This window comes from Mycobacteroides sp. H001, from assembly GCF_001440005.1.
Lineage (GTDB): Bacteria > Actinomycetota > Actinomycetes > Mycobacteriales > Mycobacteriaceae > Mycobacterium > Mycobacterium gwanakae.
Genome location: NZ_LJYH01000051.1, coordinates 45837 through 60414, shown reverse-complemented (window position 1 = coordinate 60414; position 14578 = coordinate 45837). Strand labels below are relative to the sequence as shown.

The window sequence follows — 14578 nt, the reverse complement described above, 5'->3', positions numbered from 1 at the left end:
AGCGTGAGAACGACATCTCCCCGCAACGCGCCGTTAGAGCGCCGACGGGCGAACTGTTCCACTAGCATCAACAGCGGGTCGACGCTCGTTTCCTCAGTACGCATACTCGAAGGAGCTAGACATGGTGTTGAACATCATTTGGATGATCATTCTTGGCCTGATCGTTGGCTGGATCGCCCGGTTGATCGTGCCTGGCAAGGAGAACTTCGGCTGGATCGTGACAGCGTTGCTGGGCATTGTCGGTGGTTACGTCGGCGGGACGCTGGGAAGTCTGGTGTTCGCGCCCCACAAGTTCACGGTTACCCCGCCGATCAATCACGCCTTCCTGGGAGCACTGGTCGGCGCGGTGATTCTGCTGGTCGTCTACAAGTTCATCGCCGGGAAAACCAAAAGCTAGTCGCTGCCCGTAGGCGGCATCTTCCGGCGAAAACACAGTGCATCGGTGACGTGCGCCCACGCTGATCGCGTGGGCGCACGGAATCCGACCTTCACCGATACCTACCGTCAGCGCTCACCGCACAGTGCGTGAGCCGAACTCGCCCGAGCGCTAGACCGGAACCCCGGGTGCTGCGGGCGCCGCGGGAGGTGGCGGTGGCACGGGCTGCCCCGGAGCGGCAGGTTCAGGGGCCGGTGCACCCGGTGCCGCAGGAGCCGGTGGCTGGTTGGGATCGGCAGGCACAGGGGCGGGCGCAGGCTGGTTCGGGTCCGCAGGCGCGGGCGCCGGCTGGTTGGGATCGGCAGGCTGCCCGGCGCGCGGCGTGGGCGGCGTCGGTGGGGTCCACGGACGAACCGAGTCGGTGAGGGCCTTGGCCACTCCCTTGTCCACCGGGGATGCCGCGGTACCGAGCCAGACGATGAACCAACGATCCTTGCCCTTGCCCACGGCAGCGGCCCAAATCTGACCGGGCTCCTTGGCGGCGTCGTCGAACTTCACCTCGTAGTACGAGGACGCCGCGGGCATGCCCGCCACTTCGAAGCTCTGATCTTCCTGATTGACGCGGTTGCCCGGGTACGGCATGAAGAACTCACCCATATCCGACGCGAGCCTGCGTGCGGCCTTCTGGTTGTCAGGCTCGGCGCCCGCGAACAGCTTCAGATCGAGGCGACCCAGGAGAATGCTGCCGTTTGGCGCCGCTGGATTGGTCAGCAGCGCCGAACCGTATGTCAGCCTGCGCGCGTCCGCTTGCGCCCAGCCTTGGGGCACAACATAACTGAATCCACCCTGGTCATTGTTGACGCGCGCGGCATCTGCCGGCGCACCGGGTGCCGGCGGCGGAGTGGGTGCGGGGGTACCGGGCGGAGGTGACGCCGGAGGCGTCGTCACGGTTGTCGGAGTCTCCGGGTTGGGTGCCGGTTGGCCGGGCGCAGGCGTTGCGGGTGGCGGCGGTACATCGGTGGTCACCAGATTGATTTCCGCCGTGCGTACCGACGACGGCGACTGATCAGCCGGTCCGGCGACAAGCGTTATCGCCCCTGCCCCCGACAGCGAGGCCACGGCGACGGCAGCTGCCATCACCCGCGCCCGTTGCACCCGCTTGGCGGCCAAAGTTGCCCGTGGTTGCTGCATGCCAATGAACGTACCGTTTTGTCCTGCACGTGCAAGCGTATCCGGCAATCGGCGCGCCCGATTTGGCAAGGGGTTTGGCTGACCAGAAGCAAACATAGGTTTCCTCTCAACGGCTACCGAAATCCCCGTCCCCAGCTACTGCGCCGCCTGAATGACGACCTCGTGAGCCTTCACGGCAAAGTATGCGGACTCCCCGGGTGCCAGCTTTAGCTCTGCCGCGGCGGCCGCGGTGATGTGTGCCGTGAATATCGCGGGCCCCGCGGTTGCCGTTACAACCACACTGTCGCCATGAGCGCTCAGGGTCGACACGGCCACCGCGATGACGTTGCGCGGGCTGCCGCCAGGCGGGGACAGATGCACGCCCACCGCACGCGGCCCGAACACCGCGACGGCATGCTGGCCCGGCTCGGGACTGTCGGCGCCGGACCACACGCCGTGGATGACGATGCCGTCCGCGTGCAGGGCTCCGTCCTCGCCCACGGTGCCTGCGATCAGGTTCACACCCGCGAACCGGGCACCAAACTTGCTGGTCGGACGGGCCAACACGGTCGCGGTATCTCCCAGCTCCACGATGTGGCCGGAGTCCAGGACCATCACCCGGTCGGCGATGGCGACGGCGTCCATGATGTCGTGCGTGACAATCAGAGCGCTCTGGCCACCGCGGCCCAGCACCCGGCCCAATAAGGCCCGGATTTCCGGCGCGCTCGCGGCATCGAGGCCGGCGAGCGGCTCGTCGAGCAGTACCAGGTCGGGTTCGGTGGCCAAGGCACGGGCGATCGCCACTCGCTGCGCCTGCCCCCCGGACAGTTCGCCCGGCCGGCGTCGGGCAAGGTCGCGCGCGCCGACCGATTCCAGCCAGCGGTCGCGCAGGGCAGGCACCTCATCTCGATGCCGGGCGCGCATCCCGAACTCGACGTTGCGCGCGACCGTCAGGTGCGGAAACAACAAGGCTTCTTGCAGCAGGAGCGCCGTACGTCGCCGATGGGTCGGGACGAAAGTGCCTGTGGCACAGTTCGTCAGCACGTGATCGCCGAGGCGGATCTCACCGGAGTCGGGTCTCAGTAGTCCGGCGACGAGCCCTAGCAATGTGGACTTACCGGCCCCATTGGGGCCGACGATCGCCAAGGTCTCTCCGGGCGCAACGGTGAAAGCGGCGTGTACACCCCGACCGGAATGCCCTGCCTCGAATCGCAACTCACTCATCGCCGCCACCCATCGCGGCGCCAGGCCCGGGCTCCCACAACGGCCAGCACAACCGCCGCCACCGCCACCAGCAGCAGCGAGAGCGCCACGGCCGATTGCGTATCGGATTCGCGCTGCAGATAGATCTCCAGGGGCAGTGTGCGCGTGACCCCCTGCCGGGATCCCGCGAAGGTCAAGGTGGCCCCGAATTCGCCGAGCGAGCGCGCGAAGGCCAGCACCGTACCCGAGACCAGTGCCGGCATCACCAGCGGCAGCGACACCCGCCGCAGCACTGTGGTCGGTGGTGCGCCCAGACTTGCCGCCACATGGTCGTAGCGCTCCCCTGTCGTGGCCAGCGCGCCCTCAAGGCTTATGACGAGAAACGGCAACGAGACGAATGTCTGCGCCAGCACCACAGCAGACGTGGAAAACGCTATCCGGATACCTGCTGCGTCCAGGTAGTGGCCGAGTAGGCCGAGCTTGCCGAAGGCGTAGAGCAGTGCGATGCCACCGACGACCGGCGGCAGTACGAGAGGCAACAGAATCAACGGGCGCAGCAGGCGGGTGAGCCACGCCGGCCCGCGGGCCAGCACGATGGCCAGCGGGACACCCAGCAGCAGGCACAACGCCGTGCTGGCCACGCATGTCCTGACGCTGAGCAGCAGCGCTGCCTGTGAGGCGGGGCTGGTGATCAACGCGGGGAACTGTGGCCAGTCGGCCTTGACCACGAGTGCCAGCAGCGGCAGCACGATGAGCACTGCCCCAACGGCCGCCGGCAGATACACCCAGCGCGGCAGACCGGGTGCCGGCGTCACGGCGCAGAGAACCCGGCCGCCGCCAGAATCTTGTGTCCGGCATCCCCGGTGACCGTTTCGATGAACTGATTCGCACGTTCGGGATTGCGTGAGTTCGCAGTCACCGCAATGGGATAGGTATTGACGATCGACCGCGCCTCGGGGAACGCGACCGCGGTGACTTTCTCGCCGGCGGACTTGGCATCGGTGACGTAGACCAAACCCGCGTCGGCCTGCCCCGCAATCACCTTGTTCAGGACATCGGTCACCGAGGACTCTTCACTGACCGGGTTCAGTTGCACCCCAGTCTCTTTGGATGCGGTCGAGGCGGCCGCACCACACGGAACCTGCGGTGCGCACACCACCACGTCCAGACCAGGACGAGCCAGATCCCCAAAGGTGGCGATGCCCTTCGGATTCCCGGGGGCGACGACGATGGTGAGCGTGTTGGCCGCGAAGTCGACGGGATTGACCACCGAGTGCGCCTTCCACGCCTTGTCCATGTTGGCCGAATCCGCGGTAGCAAGCACGTCGGCCTGGGCGCCCTGCGTGAGCTGACTGACCAGATCCGAGGACCCCGCAAAGGTGAACTCGACGGTCGTGCCCGCGTGGGTCGATTCGAAAGACTTCCCGATTTCGGTGAAGGCCTTGCGCAGCGACGCCGCGGCCAGCACGTGCAACTGAACCGGAGCAGAGCCCGAACCAGTCGACGGGGCCGCTGGGCTGCCCTCGGGCGCCGTTCGCGAACCACAGCCGGACATGGTCAGCGAACCCGTAAGGAGTGCTGCGGCGAGAATTTTCCACCCTCTGCTGGTCACCGGCACAACCCTAGCCCCAGCCGAGGCGATACGTGGTGGTCGTAGGTATTGCTACCGTCCAGTAATATTGGCGCTCAAACCCGTGCGACCCGGCCACGAAATCCGGGGTATGAGGTCCGGGTTGTGTCACGATCAAGCTGATCAGGCCTGGCAACAGAAGCGGATCGGTAAGGCTTGCAGGAAGGTGAGGAAGGTACCGCCATGGACGTACTGGTAACCGGAGCGGTTAACGAGGTCGGCCGGGCGGTGGCTGCGGAATTCCGCAACGCCGGCCATCGGGTGGTCATCACCGGCCCCAATGCCGACGAGCTGGAAATCGCCGCCAAGGAGCTCGAGGTCGACGCCATCGTGTGCGACAACTCCGACCCGGACAGCCTGGAAGAGAACGTCGAACTGTTCCCCCAGCACCTCGACGCCATCGTGAACATCCCGAACCCCGTCTGGAGCGAGCCCGGCCCGCATCTGGGCACCCTCACCGATACCGGCGAGGCGTGGCTGTCTCGCTACGAGTCCAGCGTGCTGACCGCTGTGCTGACGGTGCAGTCCATCGGCGATCATCTGCGTTCCGGCGCGGCCATCGTCAATCTGTGCACGTTGGGCAGCCGGGACCGATCGGGCGCCACGACTGCCGCCAAGGCCGCACTGTCGGCGTGGACCGCCGAGCAGGCCGAGCGAATGGGCACCCGCGGGATCACCATCAACACCATCGCTCCCGGGCAGTCGGCCGACGCCAACTACGACGGCCTTGACAGCACCGAGGATGCCCAAGAGCTGGTCAGCGCCGAGATCGCACGGTTGGCGTTGTTCCTCACCAGCCCGCAGGCGCGTCACATCACCGGCCAAACCCTGCATGTCAGCCGCGGCGTTCCCGCCGGCGTCAGCTGACACAGCTGGAGTGCACTCCAGCTGTAGATCGCCGAATTGCATTGCGAGGCAAGCCCGTACGTAGTGCCATGGCGGCAGTTCGAGCGTAGGCTCGATCGGGTGACCATTCGGCTTGGCTATCAGATCCCCAATTTCTCCTACGGCACCGGCGTGGCCGAGCTCTTTCCCACCGTCGTCAGACAGGCGCGCGAGGCGGAGTCGTCAGGCTTCGACACGGTTTTCCTGATGGATCACTTCTATCAGCTGCCCATGATCGGCACCCCCGATCAGCCGATGCTCGAGGCCTACACAGCCCTGGGCGCGTTGGCCAGTGCCACCAGCACCATTCAGCTCTCGACGCTGGTCACCGGCAACACCTACCGAAACCCGAGCCTGCTCGCGAAGGCCGTGACCACCCTCGACGTCGTCAGCGGCGGGCGCGCCATCCTGGGCATCGGAGCGGGGTGGTTCGAACTGGAACACCAGCAACTCGGGTTCGAGTTCGGCACGTTCACCGACCGCTTCGAGCGGCTGAGCGAGGCCCTGGAGATCATCGCCCCGATGCTGCGCGGTGAGCGACCCACCTTCGAAGGCAAGTACTACCGCACCGAGACCGCCATGAACGAGCCCAGGCTCCGGCCGAACATTCCGATCATGATCGGCGGCAGCGGCGAGAAGAAGACCTTCGGGCTGGCTGTGAAGTACGCCGACCACCTGAACCTGCTCAGCTCCCTGGACGAGATCCCGCACAAGCTGTCGGTGCTGCGACAGCGGTGCGAGGAAGCAGGCCGTGACCCATCCACCCTGGAGACCTCGGCGTTTTTCTCGGTGTTCATCGACGACGACTCGGCGACAGCCTGGAAACTCGCTGGTGAGCAACTACGCAAAAACGGCATCGATCTGGAAACCCTCCCCGAGGAGGCCCGTGCGCAGGTTCTCGGACGCACTCTCGTGGGCAGCCCCGACGAGATCGCCGAACAGGTGCAGACCCGAGTTCTCGATCAGGGAATCGATGCTGTCACGCTCAACGCGACCGCCAACGGGCATGTACCCGGCGTGGTGGAGCTGATCGGCAACACTCTTCGCCCGCTGTTCAAGGACTAGTCGGCCGGATTCGCCCTCCGTCGCGCAATCCTTCGGCAGGATGTGCGATATGGATACTCCGTTCAGCCTGCAGCCCGCCGCGACCGCGGTGGTGGCGCTTCTTCCGGGGGTGTCGGATGAGGCGCTGGACGGCTCGACTCCGTGTACCGAACTCACGGTCCGTGCCCTGCTGAATCACCTGATGGGTCTATCAGTGGCTTTCCGATACGTCGTCCGCCCCGAGGAGGCGGCTGCGCTCGGCATCGACCTTTCGGGCCCGTCGTTCACCGAGGACCTCGATCCGCAGTGGCGGACGTTGCTCCCGCAACGGCTCGCAGATCTGGTGGCGACCTGGGCACAACCCCGGTCATGGATTGGCGAGTCGACCATCGCGGGCACTGTCATGCCCAACGACCAGGTGGCCATGGTGGTCCTGGATGAGTTGGTGCTGCATGGATGGGATTTGGCGGCGGCCACCGCGCAGCCGTTTGACCTGCCCGAGGGCACCGATCCGGGTTTGTATGGATTCATCAGGGCGCTGGCCTCCGACGACGGGATTCCCGGTTTGTTCGGCCCGCAGCAGCCGGTTCCCACGAGTGCCCCGCAGTTCGATCACATGCTCGCCATGTCGGGACGTGATCCAGGCTGGCGCCCGCAGGGTGTGTGAGATATTTCGCTAAACTAACTGACGCGACGTACAGGGAAATCCCGACTACGGTTGGGGTGTTGCACCAAGTGTCAGACAAGGTGAATAACCCCAGTTGAGACACCATTCGACGAGGAGTGATCGATGAGCACGACACCAGACGCCGCCACCGGCGCGGCGCCTGTCGAGGCCAATCCGAAGCCCAAGATCAAGGACGCGCTGACGCCCAAGCACCGAGTCGTGATTATCGGGTCGGGATTCGGCGGTCTCACGGCCGCCAAGACGCTCAAACGTGCCAACGTCGATATCACGCTGATCGCGCGTACCACTCATCACTTGTTCCAGCCGCTGCTGTACCAAGTGGCCACTGGGATCATCTCCGAAGGAGAGATCGCTCCCCCGACGCGGCAGATCTTGAAGGACCAGGACAACGCCCAGGTCGTTCTCGGCGATGTGACGAGCATCGACCTGGAGAATCAGGTGGTCCACTCCTCGCTGCTGGGACACGACTACTCCACGCCCTACGACAGCCTGATCGTCGCCGCCGGTGCGGGTCAGTCTTACTTCGGAAACGACCACTTCGCCGAGTGGGCGCCGGGCATGAAGTCCATTGACGACGCTCTCGAGCTGCGCGGTCGCATTCTGGGTGCCTTCGAACAGGCCGAGCGCTCCAGCGATCCCGTCCGGCGCCGCAAGCTCATGACCTTCACCGTGGTGGGTGCCGGTCCGACCGGCGTCGAAATGGCCGGGCAGATCGCCGAACTGGCCAACGAGACCCTCAAGGGCACCTTCCGGCACATCGACCCGACCGATGCGCGGGTCATCCTGCTCGATGCCGCGACAGCTGTGCTGCCGCCCTTCGGCCCGAAGCTGGGAGAGAAGGCACGCAAGCGCCTCGAGAAGCTCGGAGTTGAAATCCAGTTGGGCGCCATGGTCACCGACGTGGACCGCAATGGCCTGACCGTCAAGCATTCCGATGGCACCGTGGAGCGCATCGAATCCTGGTGCAAGGTGTGGTCTGCGGGTGTGTCCGCCAGCCCCCTGGGTAAGAACCTGGCCGAGCAGTCGGGTGTCGAACTGGACCGCGCGGGACGTGTGAAGGTCGGCCCGGACCTGTCGATTCCGGGCCACCCGAACGTCTTTGTGGTCGGCGACATGATGGCAGTCGACGGCGTACCCGGTGTCGCCCAGGGCGCCATTCAGGGTGGGCGCTACGCCGCCAAGCAGATCAAGGCCGAGCTGAAGGGGCGTAGCGCCGAGGAACGCCCGCCGTTCAAGTTCTTCGACAAGGGCTCGATGGCCACCGTGTCGCGATACAACGCGGTCGTCAAAATCGGCAAGCTCGAATTCAGCGGATTCATCGCGTGGCTGAGCTGGCTGGCGCTGCACCTGGTCTACCTCGTCGGGTTCAAGAACCGCCTGGTGACGCTCATCCTGTGGTCCATCGCCTTCGTGACGCGCTCACGCGGCCAGATGGCGATCACCGAGCAGCAGGCCTGGGCGCGAACACGTCTGGATCAGCTTGAAGAGCTGGTCGCCGAGAAGAACGGCGACGAGGGACGGGTTGCGGAGCCCGAAGAGGAAAAGGCAGCCAGCTAGTTCCGATCAATCGGACGGTAGCCGCTGTCCCTGCCACGTGAGCAGGGTGGCGTCGCCGGCGAGGCGCAGCACAGTGGCGTCGGCCGGAGTTGGTGGCATGGAATCTGTTTCGGGGTAGCGTAATTCACTGATCAGGGCCAGTGGGCGACCCAGTTCGTCGTCGGTTACCGATCCCGCACCGAGTTCGATGCGGTGGCGCAGCAGGGGGCGATCGTCGATATCCGCCTCGAGCTCACCGCTCCAGAATCCGGATGACTCCCCTGCCCTGCCGATCTGCACACGTTCGCGCAGCCGCACGCTCGCGCTGCCCGATCCGTGAACGGTGACATGAGAATGGTGGACGGCGTTGGCCGCCACGATGGTTGGCGCGGGGTCGAGGTCAAGTTCGCCGGCCACCGAGCAGCTCCACGCTGTCGAGGACCGCAGGGTGTTCCGGCCGGGCAGGGCCACCGCTGCCGCCACCGATCGCACGCGCAACAACACCCCGTCGCCGACCTCGATACGCACCGAAATCTCGTCGCCGCCCAGGGGGCTGGCGGCCACTCCGATGAGATGAACGGTATGGGCCTCGGTGAGCCTGCCCTGCAGGCTGCCCGAGCAGCGTATCCGTGGGAGGCGGCCCTTCACCGCAATGATCTCGACGTCAGTGCGCATGGTCCAGGTGGCTCCGGACCCACGCCAACACCTCGGTGGCCGTCGGGTCTTCGGTCAACGAGATCATCGCGGTGGGCCGTCCTTCCCGTACAGCGGCCGCGTCCCGCGCCATCACGCCCAGATCGGCGCCCACCATGGGAGCCAGGTCGGTCTTGTTGATGACCAGCAGATCCGAGAAGGTCACGCCGGGACCGCCTTTGCGCGGCACCTTGTCACCTCCGGCGACGTCGACGACGAAGATCTGCACGTCGATCAGACCTGAGGAGAACGTGGCAGTGAGATTGTCGCCACCCGACTCGACGAGGATGAGGTCAAGTGGATCATTGGTGGCGATGAGATCCTCGATGGCGTCCAGGTTCGCGGTGATGTCGTCGCGGATGGCGGTGTGCGGGCAGCCACCGGTCTGCACGGCGGTGATGCGCTCGTCGGGCAGCACCGCGTGGCGACGCAGGAAGTCGGCATCCTCCGTCGTGTAGATGTCGTTGGTGAGCACTGCCACCGAAATCTCATCGCGCAGCGTGCGACACAGCGCGGCGACCAGCGCGGTCTTGCCCGACCCCACGGGTCCGCCGATCCCGATGCGCAGCGGCTCACCCGGCTGGCGCACCCGGCGGGGCCTGTCGATGTGTTGATGGGGCTGACCGTCGAGAAGATGCGGTGGCATGTTGATCCAATCGTGGTTGTGCGTGAAAAACCTAGAACCCTAAAACTACGAAACAAAAAGCGGACGTTCACGTGTGAGATGACGCTCAGCGAGCACATCCAGCAGCGGGTCGGACAGGCATGCCAGATCGGTGGCAGCCACGGTCGCGGTCTCCTCGCACAGGTCCGCCATGGCCAAGGTACCCACCGCCACCTCTGTGGGGTCTAGCGCCAACAGCCGCTGGCCCGCGGTAGCGGACCCGGTCAGCGTGGTGTACACGACAACGAGGGCGATATCGCGGCCCGACAGACCCGTTGCCGCGCCGATGACGCCGTAGACCACAGCCAGGTGCGGCTGGCGGCCGTGCGCACGCCAGTCGATGTGCGGCCAGGCGCTCCCGGCCAGGCGCTTGAGCCCCCGCCCCTGGGCGCGGGAAGCGTCCCGCGCCGCCTGCGACGGCGTCCGCGCGTCCGTTTCGGCATCGGCTCGCTCCGGATCCAGCCGCCCCGACGTGATGGCGGCGGCGATGGATGCCGCAACCAGGCCATGGGTCCGAATACGCCGCCGCAGATACGCATTCAGAGTCGCACCGTCTCGCACCAGACCCTGCGCTATGGCCTCCTCCACCCCACCGGAATGCACATGCGAACCGGTGGGCAACCGGGAATCGGCCAGCGACAGCAGCAGTGCTGTCGTCGCGGAAGTATCGATGCCACCCATCAGAACAAGAAATATCGTTGCGCCATGGGCAGTTCGGTGGCCGGCTGTTCCTGCCAGACCTCGCCGTCAATGCGTACGGTGAAGGTATCGGGATCGACTCGGATATCCGGCATCGCGTCATTCATCGGCAGGTCGGCCTTGCCGCGATGGCGTACATCACGGGTGGGAACCAGTCTGCGCCGCAACGCGAGCCGGGCCGCCAGATCGTCCTCGATGGCCGTCGGCGAGACGAAGTGCACGGCCAAACCGGGCGCCACGTTGGGCATGGCGCCGAACATGGGCCGTGGCAGCACGGGTTGCGGGGTGGGAATGGAAGCGTTGGCATCGCCCATGGCAGCCCACGCGATGGCGCCGCCCTTGATGACAACATGTGGCCGGACCCCGAAGAATGCCGGTTCCCACAGCACCAGATCGGCCAGCTTGCCGACTTCCACCGAGCCCAACTCGTGATCGATGCCGTGCGTGATCGCCGGACAGATCGTGTATTTCGCGACATACCGGCGGACGCGGTTGTTGTCGTTGCCTCTGGCCCCGGACGGATCCCCCTCCAACGCACCCCGGCGCTTCTTCATCACATGCGCGGTCTGCCAGGTGCGCATCACCACTTCTCCGATGCGTCCCATGGCCTGACTGTCGCTGCCGATCATCGAGATGGCGCCGATATCGTGCAGCAGATCCTCGGCAGCGATCGTGGACGGACGAATCCGGCTCTCGGCGAAGGCAAGATCCTCCGGCACCGCGGCGTTGAGATGATGGCAGACCATGAGCATGTCGAGATGCTCGTCCAGGGTGTTTACGGTGTGCGGGCGCGTGGGATTGGTGGAGCTTGGCATCACGTTCGGGTGACTGGCCACGGTGATGATGTCGGGAGCATGGCCGCCGCCGGCGCCCTCGGTGTGGTAGGCGTGTATCGCACGTCCGGCGATCGCGTCCAGAGTGCCCTCGACGAAACCTGTTTCGTTGAGGGTGTCCGAATGCAGAGCGACCTGGACGTCGGCCTCGTCGGCCACGCGCAGGCACGCATCGATCACCGCGGGCGTGGTGCCCCAGTCCTCATGAAGTTTGAAACCCGCTGCGCCACCGCGTAATTGTTCCCACATGGATTCCGGGTTGACGGTGTTGCCCTTGCCCAGCAGCAGCACGTTCACCGGCCACCTGTCGAGCGCCTGCAGCATGCGGCCCAGGTGCCATGCTCCGGGAGTGACTGTGGTGGCCTTGCTGCCCTCGGCGGGGCCGGTGCCACCGCCGATCATCGTGGTGATGCCGCCGCCGATCGCCTCTTCGACCAGTTGGGGACAGATGAAGTGGACGTGGCAGTCGATGCCGCCCGCGGTGACGATCCGGTCGTTGCCGGCGATGATCTCGGTGGACGGGCCGACGACCAGTTGGGGATGAACTCCGTCCATGATGTCCGGATTACCCGCCTTGCCGATACCGACAATGCGTCCGTCGCGAATACCTATGTCGGCCTTGATGATTCCCCAGTGATCGATGATGACCGCGCCCGTGATGACGGTGTCCGGCGCTCCCCCGGCGCGGGTGAGGCGGCTCTGCCCCATCGACTCGCGCAGCACCTTGCCACCGCCGAAGACTGCCTCCTCGCCCGCCAAACCCGGCCCACCACATCGATCTTCGGTGATCTCGATAAGCAGATCGGTGTCTGCCAAGCGGATGCGATCACCCGTTGTCGGCCCGTACAGCTTGGCGTAATGCTCCCGGGATAGCCGGGTCATGCGGGTTCACCGCCATCCAGATGTCCGGGAGCGTCGAGCGTCAGTCCGTGCACTTCTCGGCGTCCACGTAGGGGGACCAGTCGGACCTTCTGCGCCACACCGGGTTCGAAGCGAACCGCGGTACCCGCAGGAATGTGCAGGCGGTGTCCGTGCGCAGCCTCACGATCGAAGTCAAGCGCCGGGTTCGACTGCGGGAAATGTACGTGACTACCGACCTGTACGGGGCGGTCACCGGTGTTGACGACGTCGAGCTCGATGACGGTCGCTCCCGCGTTGAGTTCGATATCGTCCGGTGCGAACAGGTATTCGCCAGGAATCATGTGGCTCATCCGATCGGGTGGTGCACAGTGACGAGCTTGGTGCCGTCAGGAAAGGTTGCCTCCACCTGGACGTCCGGGATCATCTCGGGAACGCCGTCCATCACATCATCGCGCCCCAGCACCTCGCGGCCGCTGGCCATCAATTCCGAGACGGTGCGACCATCACGCGCCCCCTCGAGGAGGTGATCGGTGATGATGGCGATTGCTTCTGGGTGGTTGAGGCGCAGGCCTCGGGATTGGCGTCGTCGCGCCAATTCCGCCGCATAGGAAATGAGCAGCCGTTCCTGCTCGTGCGGGGTCAATCGCATAAGGGGCGATCCTGCCATGATCCGGGCTGCCTGGCACTTTCACGGCCGTTGTGCGGACAGCGGACGGTTTTGCCCTGCGGTCGAGATGGTGAGTGCGAGAATCCACGGAGCTTGTGGGGTGTGGAGTCGATCAGGAGGGTGCGCAATGCGGTACGGGATGACGTTGTGGTGTGTGGTGTCGGCCGGAGTGCTGATATCCGGGTGCGGTCAGCCCAGCGAGGGGATAAAGCCGGTGTCGGCACCGAGCACCACTGCGGCGGATATGCCCATGACAGCGGGCACCTCGGCGCCCGCGTCCATCCCCACGACCACAAAAGCGCCTCCGCCCCCGCCTCTGGTGGTCACTCCGGAGAAGATCGACTCGATCCTGGGCTCACGTTCGGATGTCGGGAAGATTCTGGGAACCACGCTCGAGTACGACGACAACACATCGACACCACCGACCGATGCCGTAGGTGGTGCACCGGACTGTGCCAACCTGGACAACCCGCGGGCCGGCCAATTGGGATCCGAATGGACGACATATCGCTGGAACTATTACCGCGAGACCAAGGACACCACCGCATACATCGTGAGTCAGGTAGCCGTCCTGTATCCGTCCCGCGAGGAAGCCGCGGCGGCTTTCGCACACGCGTTTCCCAAGTCCGCGGCGAGAACATGCGCCAACGCGGAGATCTCCAAGCAGGACCAGAAGTGGAAGATCAGCAACATCGCGGAAATCAGTGATGGCGCGGCGAAATGGACCCAACTGCAGATCACACAGACCGCCACGTGGCACTGCTTCTTCGACTTCCGCAACAAGAACAACGTGCTCTTCGGGACGTACCTATGCCAGTACGGTGACGGCGTACCCGGTGTGACGACCATTACCGACCGGATCGCGGCGTGGATCCCGCAGTGAAAGGAATCGCTGTGACCAGCAGATCGGTGTACCGAAAGACTGCCGTCGCGGTGTGCGCCGCCGTGGTCCTGACGGGATGCTCAATTTTCGGAGGTGGCCAGCACCCTGCGACGTCCGGGCCGTCGGCGACATCCGGCGCATCGAAGACGTCGACAACGTCCGCGGTGGATGCGATCAGTCCCGACAGAGCCAACTCGATCATCGTCTCCAAAAAGGACGTGTCCGAGCTGGTCGGCTCGACCCTCGAATACGAGGGCAAGTCCTCGAATCCGCGATCGTCGTCGCCGATCGACGGCAAGCAATCGTGCCAGGCGCTGATGGTGCCGCTGACCGTCGACGTCGGCGACAAGTGGACCACCTACCGGGACGTCTGGTATCGGGAGGGCAAGGACACGTTCACGCACTCGGTCACCCAGCGGGTGCTGCTGTACTCGTCGAAAGACGATGCGCGGGAGAACTATTCAAAGGAGTTTCCCGCCGATGTCCGCAGTTGTTCGGGCGAGGAACTGAAGGTGGACACGGCGACCTGGCGGGTGTCTGTCCGCGAGGCATCCGACGACCGCGCCCAGTGGGTGCTCGATGAAATCGCCGATGGGCGCCCGTCGGGATGGCGCTGCATGTTGGAGGCCCGCATCATCGAAAATCTGCTGCTCTCGGCGACGGTCTGTCAGGTGGCCAACGGCGGTCCGGCGCTGCGCGCCATCGTGGACAGGATGGTTGCCGCCACCCAGCCGAAGTAAGAAATC

At 65.2% G+C, this 14578-nt stretch carries 17 protein-coding genes; 7 read left to right on the top strand and 10 right to left on the bottom strand.

What is annotated here, in order from left to right; genetic code table 11:
• Positions 1 to 121 precede the first annotated feature (121 nt).
• Positions 122 to 397, top strand: a complete 276-nt coding sequence (locus AOT83_RS25835; protein WP_030097937.1) for a GlsB/YeaQ/YmgE family stress response membrane protein — start codon at positions 122 to 124, stop codon at positions 395 to 397.
• 150 nt (positions 398 to 547) lie between these two features.
• Here AOT83_RS25835 and AOT83_RS25830 read toward each other — a convergent pair whose 3' ends face one another.
• From AOT83_RS25830 to modA, 4 genes are all read right to left on the bottom strand, one after another.
• Positions 548 to 1567: an APA family fibronectin-binding glycoprotein gene (locus AOT83_RS25830; RefSeq protein WP_057979726.1), complete on the bottom strand. Its 1020-nt coding sequence runs from the start codon at positions 1565 to 1567 to the stop codon at positions 548 to 550.
• Between the two features lie 135 nt (positions 1568 to 1702).
• A complete protein-coding gene (locus AOT83_RS25825; protein ID WP_057963482.1) occupies positions 1703 to 2770 on the bottom strand; it encodes an ABC transporter ATP-binding protein in 1068 nt (355 codons plus the stop codon).
• A complete protein-coding gene (locus tag AOT83_RS25820) occupies positions 2767 to 3564 on the bottom strand; it encodes an ABC transporter permease (protein ID WP_030097940.1) in 798 nt (265 codons plus the stop codon). Before AOT83_RS25820 ends, AOT83_RS25825 begins: the two co-directional genes overlap by 4 nt.
• On the bottom strand, positions 3561 to 4304 hold the full coding sequence (gene modA / locus AOT83_RS25815; RefSeq protein ID WP_109365515.1) for a molybdate ABC transporter substrate-binding protein: 744 nt from the start codon (positions 4302 to 4304) through the stop codon (positions 3561 to 3563). The genes AOT83_RS25820 and modA overlap by 4 nt, the downstream gene beginning before the upstream one ends.
• Positions 4305 to 4562: 258 nt before the next feature.
• Between modA and AOT83_RS25810 the strand changes: the two genes are divergently transcribed.
• From AOT83_RS25810 to AOT83_RS25795, 4 genes are all read left to right on the top strand, one after another.
• Positions 4563 to 5246, top strand: a complete 684-nt coding sequence (locus AOT83_RS25810; protein ID WP_030097942.1) for an SDR family oxidoreductase — start codon at positions 4563 to 4565, stop codon at positions 5244 to 5246.
• A 99-nt stretch (positions 5247 to 5345) separates the two neighbouring features.
• Entirely contained in the window at positions 5346 to 6329 is a 984-nt protein-coding gene (locus tag AOT83_RS25805) for an LLM class F420-dependent oxidoreductase (RefSeq protein WP_057963481.1), read from the top strand.
• Positions 6330 to 6378: 49 nt separating this feature from the next.
• Positions 6379 to 6975 (top strand): TIGR03086 family metal-binding protein, encoded by a 597-nt coding sequence (locus tag AOT83_RS25800; protein ID WP_057963454.1) that lies wholly within the window; start codon positions 6379 to 6381, stop codon positions 6973 to 6975.
• Between the two features lie 123 nt (positions 6976 to 7098).
• On the top strand, positions 7099 to 8553 hold the full coding sequence (locus AOT83_RS25795; protein WP_109365516.1) for an NAD(P)/FAD-dependent oxidoreductase: 1455 nt from the start codon (positions 7099 to 7101) through the stop codon (positions 8551 to 8553).
• Positions 8554 to 8559: 6 nt separating this feature from the next.
• On the opposite strand, the gene AOT83_RS25790 is transcribed toward AOT83_RS25795, so the two are convergent.
• From AOT83_RS25790 to AOT83_RS25765, 6 genes are read right to left on the bottom strand one after another with little or no spacing between them, the layout of a single operon-like run.
• A complete protein-coding gene (locus tag AOT83_RS25790; RefSeq protein WP_030097946.1) occupies positions 8560 to 9207 on the bottom strand; it encodes an urease accessory protein UreD in 648 nt (215 codons plus the stop codon).
• Complete coding sequence (ureG, locus tag AOT83_RS25785; protein WP_030097947.1) at positions 9197 to 9871, bottom strand: urease accessory protein UreG; 675 nt, start codon at positions 9869 to 9871, stop codon at positions 9197 to 9199. Before ureG ends, AOT83_RS25790 begins: the two co-directional genes overlap by 11 nt.
• Before the next feature lie 45 nt (positions 9872 to 9916).
• Entirely contained in the window at positions 9917 to 10561 is a 645-nt protein-coding gene (locus AOT83_RS25780) for an urease accessory UreF family protein (protein ID WP_081343747.1), read from the bottom strand.
• An 8-nt stretch (positions 10562 to 10569) separates the two neighbouring features.
• On the bottom strand, positions 10570 to 12303 hold the full coding sequence (locus tag AOT83_RS25775) for an urease subunit alpha (protein ID WP_057963452.1): 1734 nt from the start codon (positions 12301 to 12303) through the stop codon (positions 10570 to 10572).
• Positions 12300 to 12623, bottom strand: a complete 324-nt coding sequence (locus AOT83_RS25770; protein WP_057963451.1) for an urease subunit beta — start codon at positions 12621 to 12623, stop codon at positions 12300 to 12302. Before AOT83_RS25770 ends, AOT83_RS25775 begins: the two co-directional genes overlap by 4 nt.
• A gap of 5 nt (positions 12624 to 12628) precedes the next feature.
• A complete protein-coding gene (locus tag AOT83_RS25765) occupies positions 12629 to 12931 on the bottom strand; it encodes an urease subunit gamma (RefSeq protein ID WP_030097951.1) in 303 nt (100 codons plus the stop codon).
• A gap of 145 nt (positions 12932 to 13076) precedes the next feature.
• Here AOT83_RS25765 and AOT83_RS25760 point away from each other — a divergent pair, with 145 nt between their 5' ends.
• Both AOT83_RS25760 and AOT83_RS25755 read left to right on the top strand, forming a co-directional pair.
• Positions 13077 to 13832: a sensor domain-containing protein gene (locus AOT83_RS25760; RefSeq protein ID WP_030097952.1), complete on the top strand. Its 756-nt coding sequence runs from the start codon at positions 13077 to 13079 to the stop codon at positions 13830 to 13832.
• 11 nt (positions 13833 to 13843) lie between these two features.
• Positions 13844 to 14572 (top strand): sensor domain-containing protein, encoded by a 729-nt coding sequence (locus tag AOT83_RS25755; protein WP_057963480.1) that lies wholly within the window; start codon positions 13844 to 13846, stop codon positions 14570 to 14572.
• The last annotated feature ends 6 nt before the right edge of the window (positions 14573 to 14578 follow it).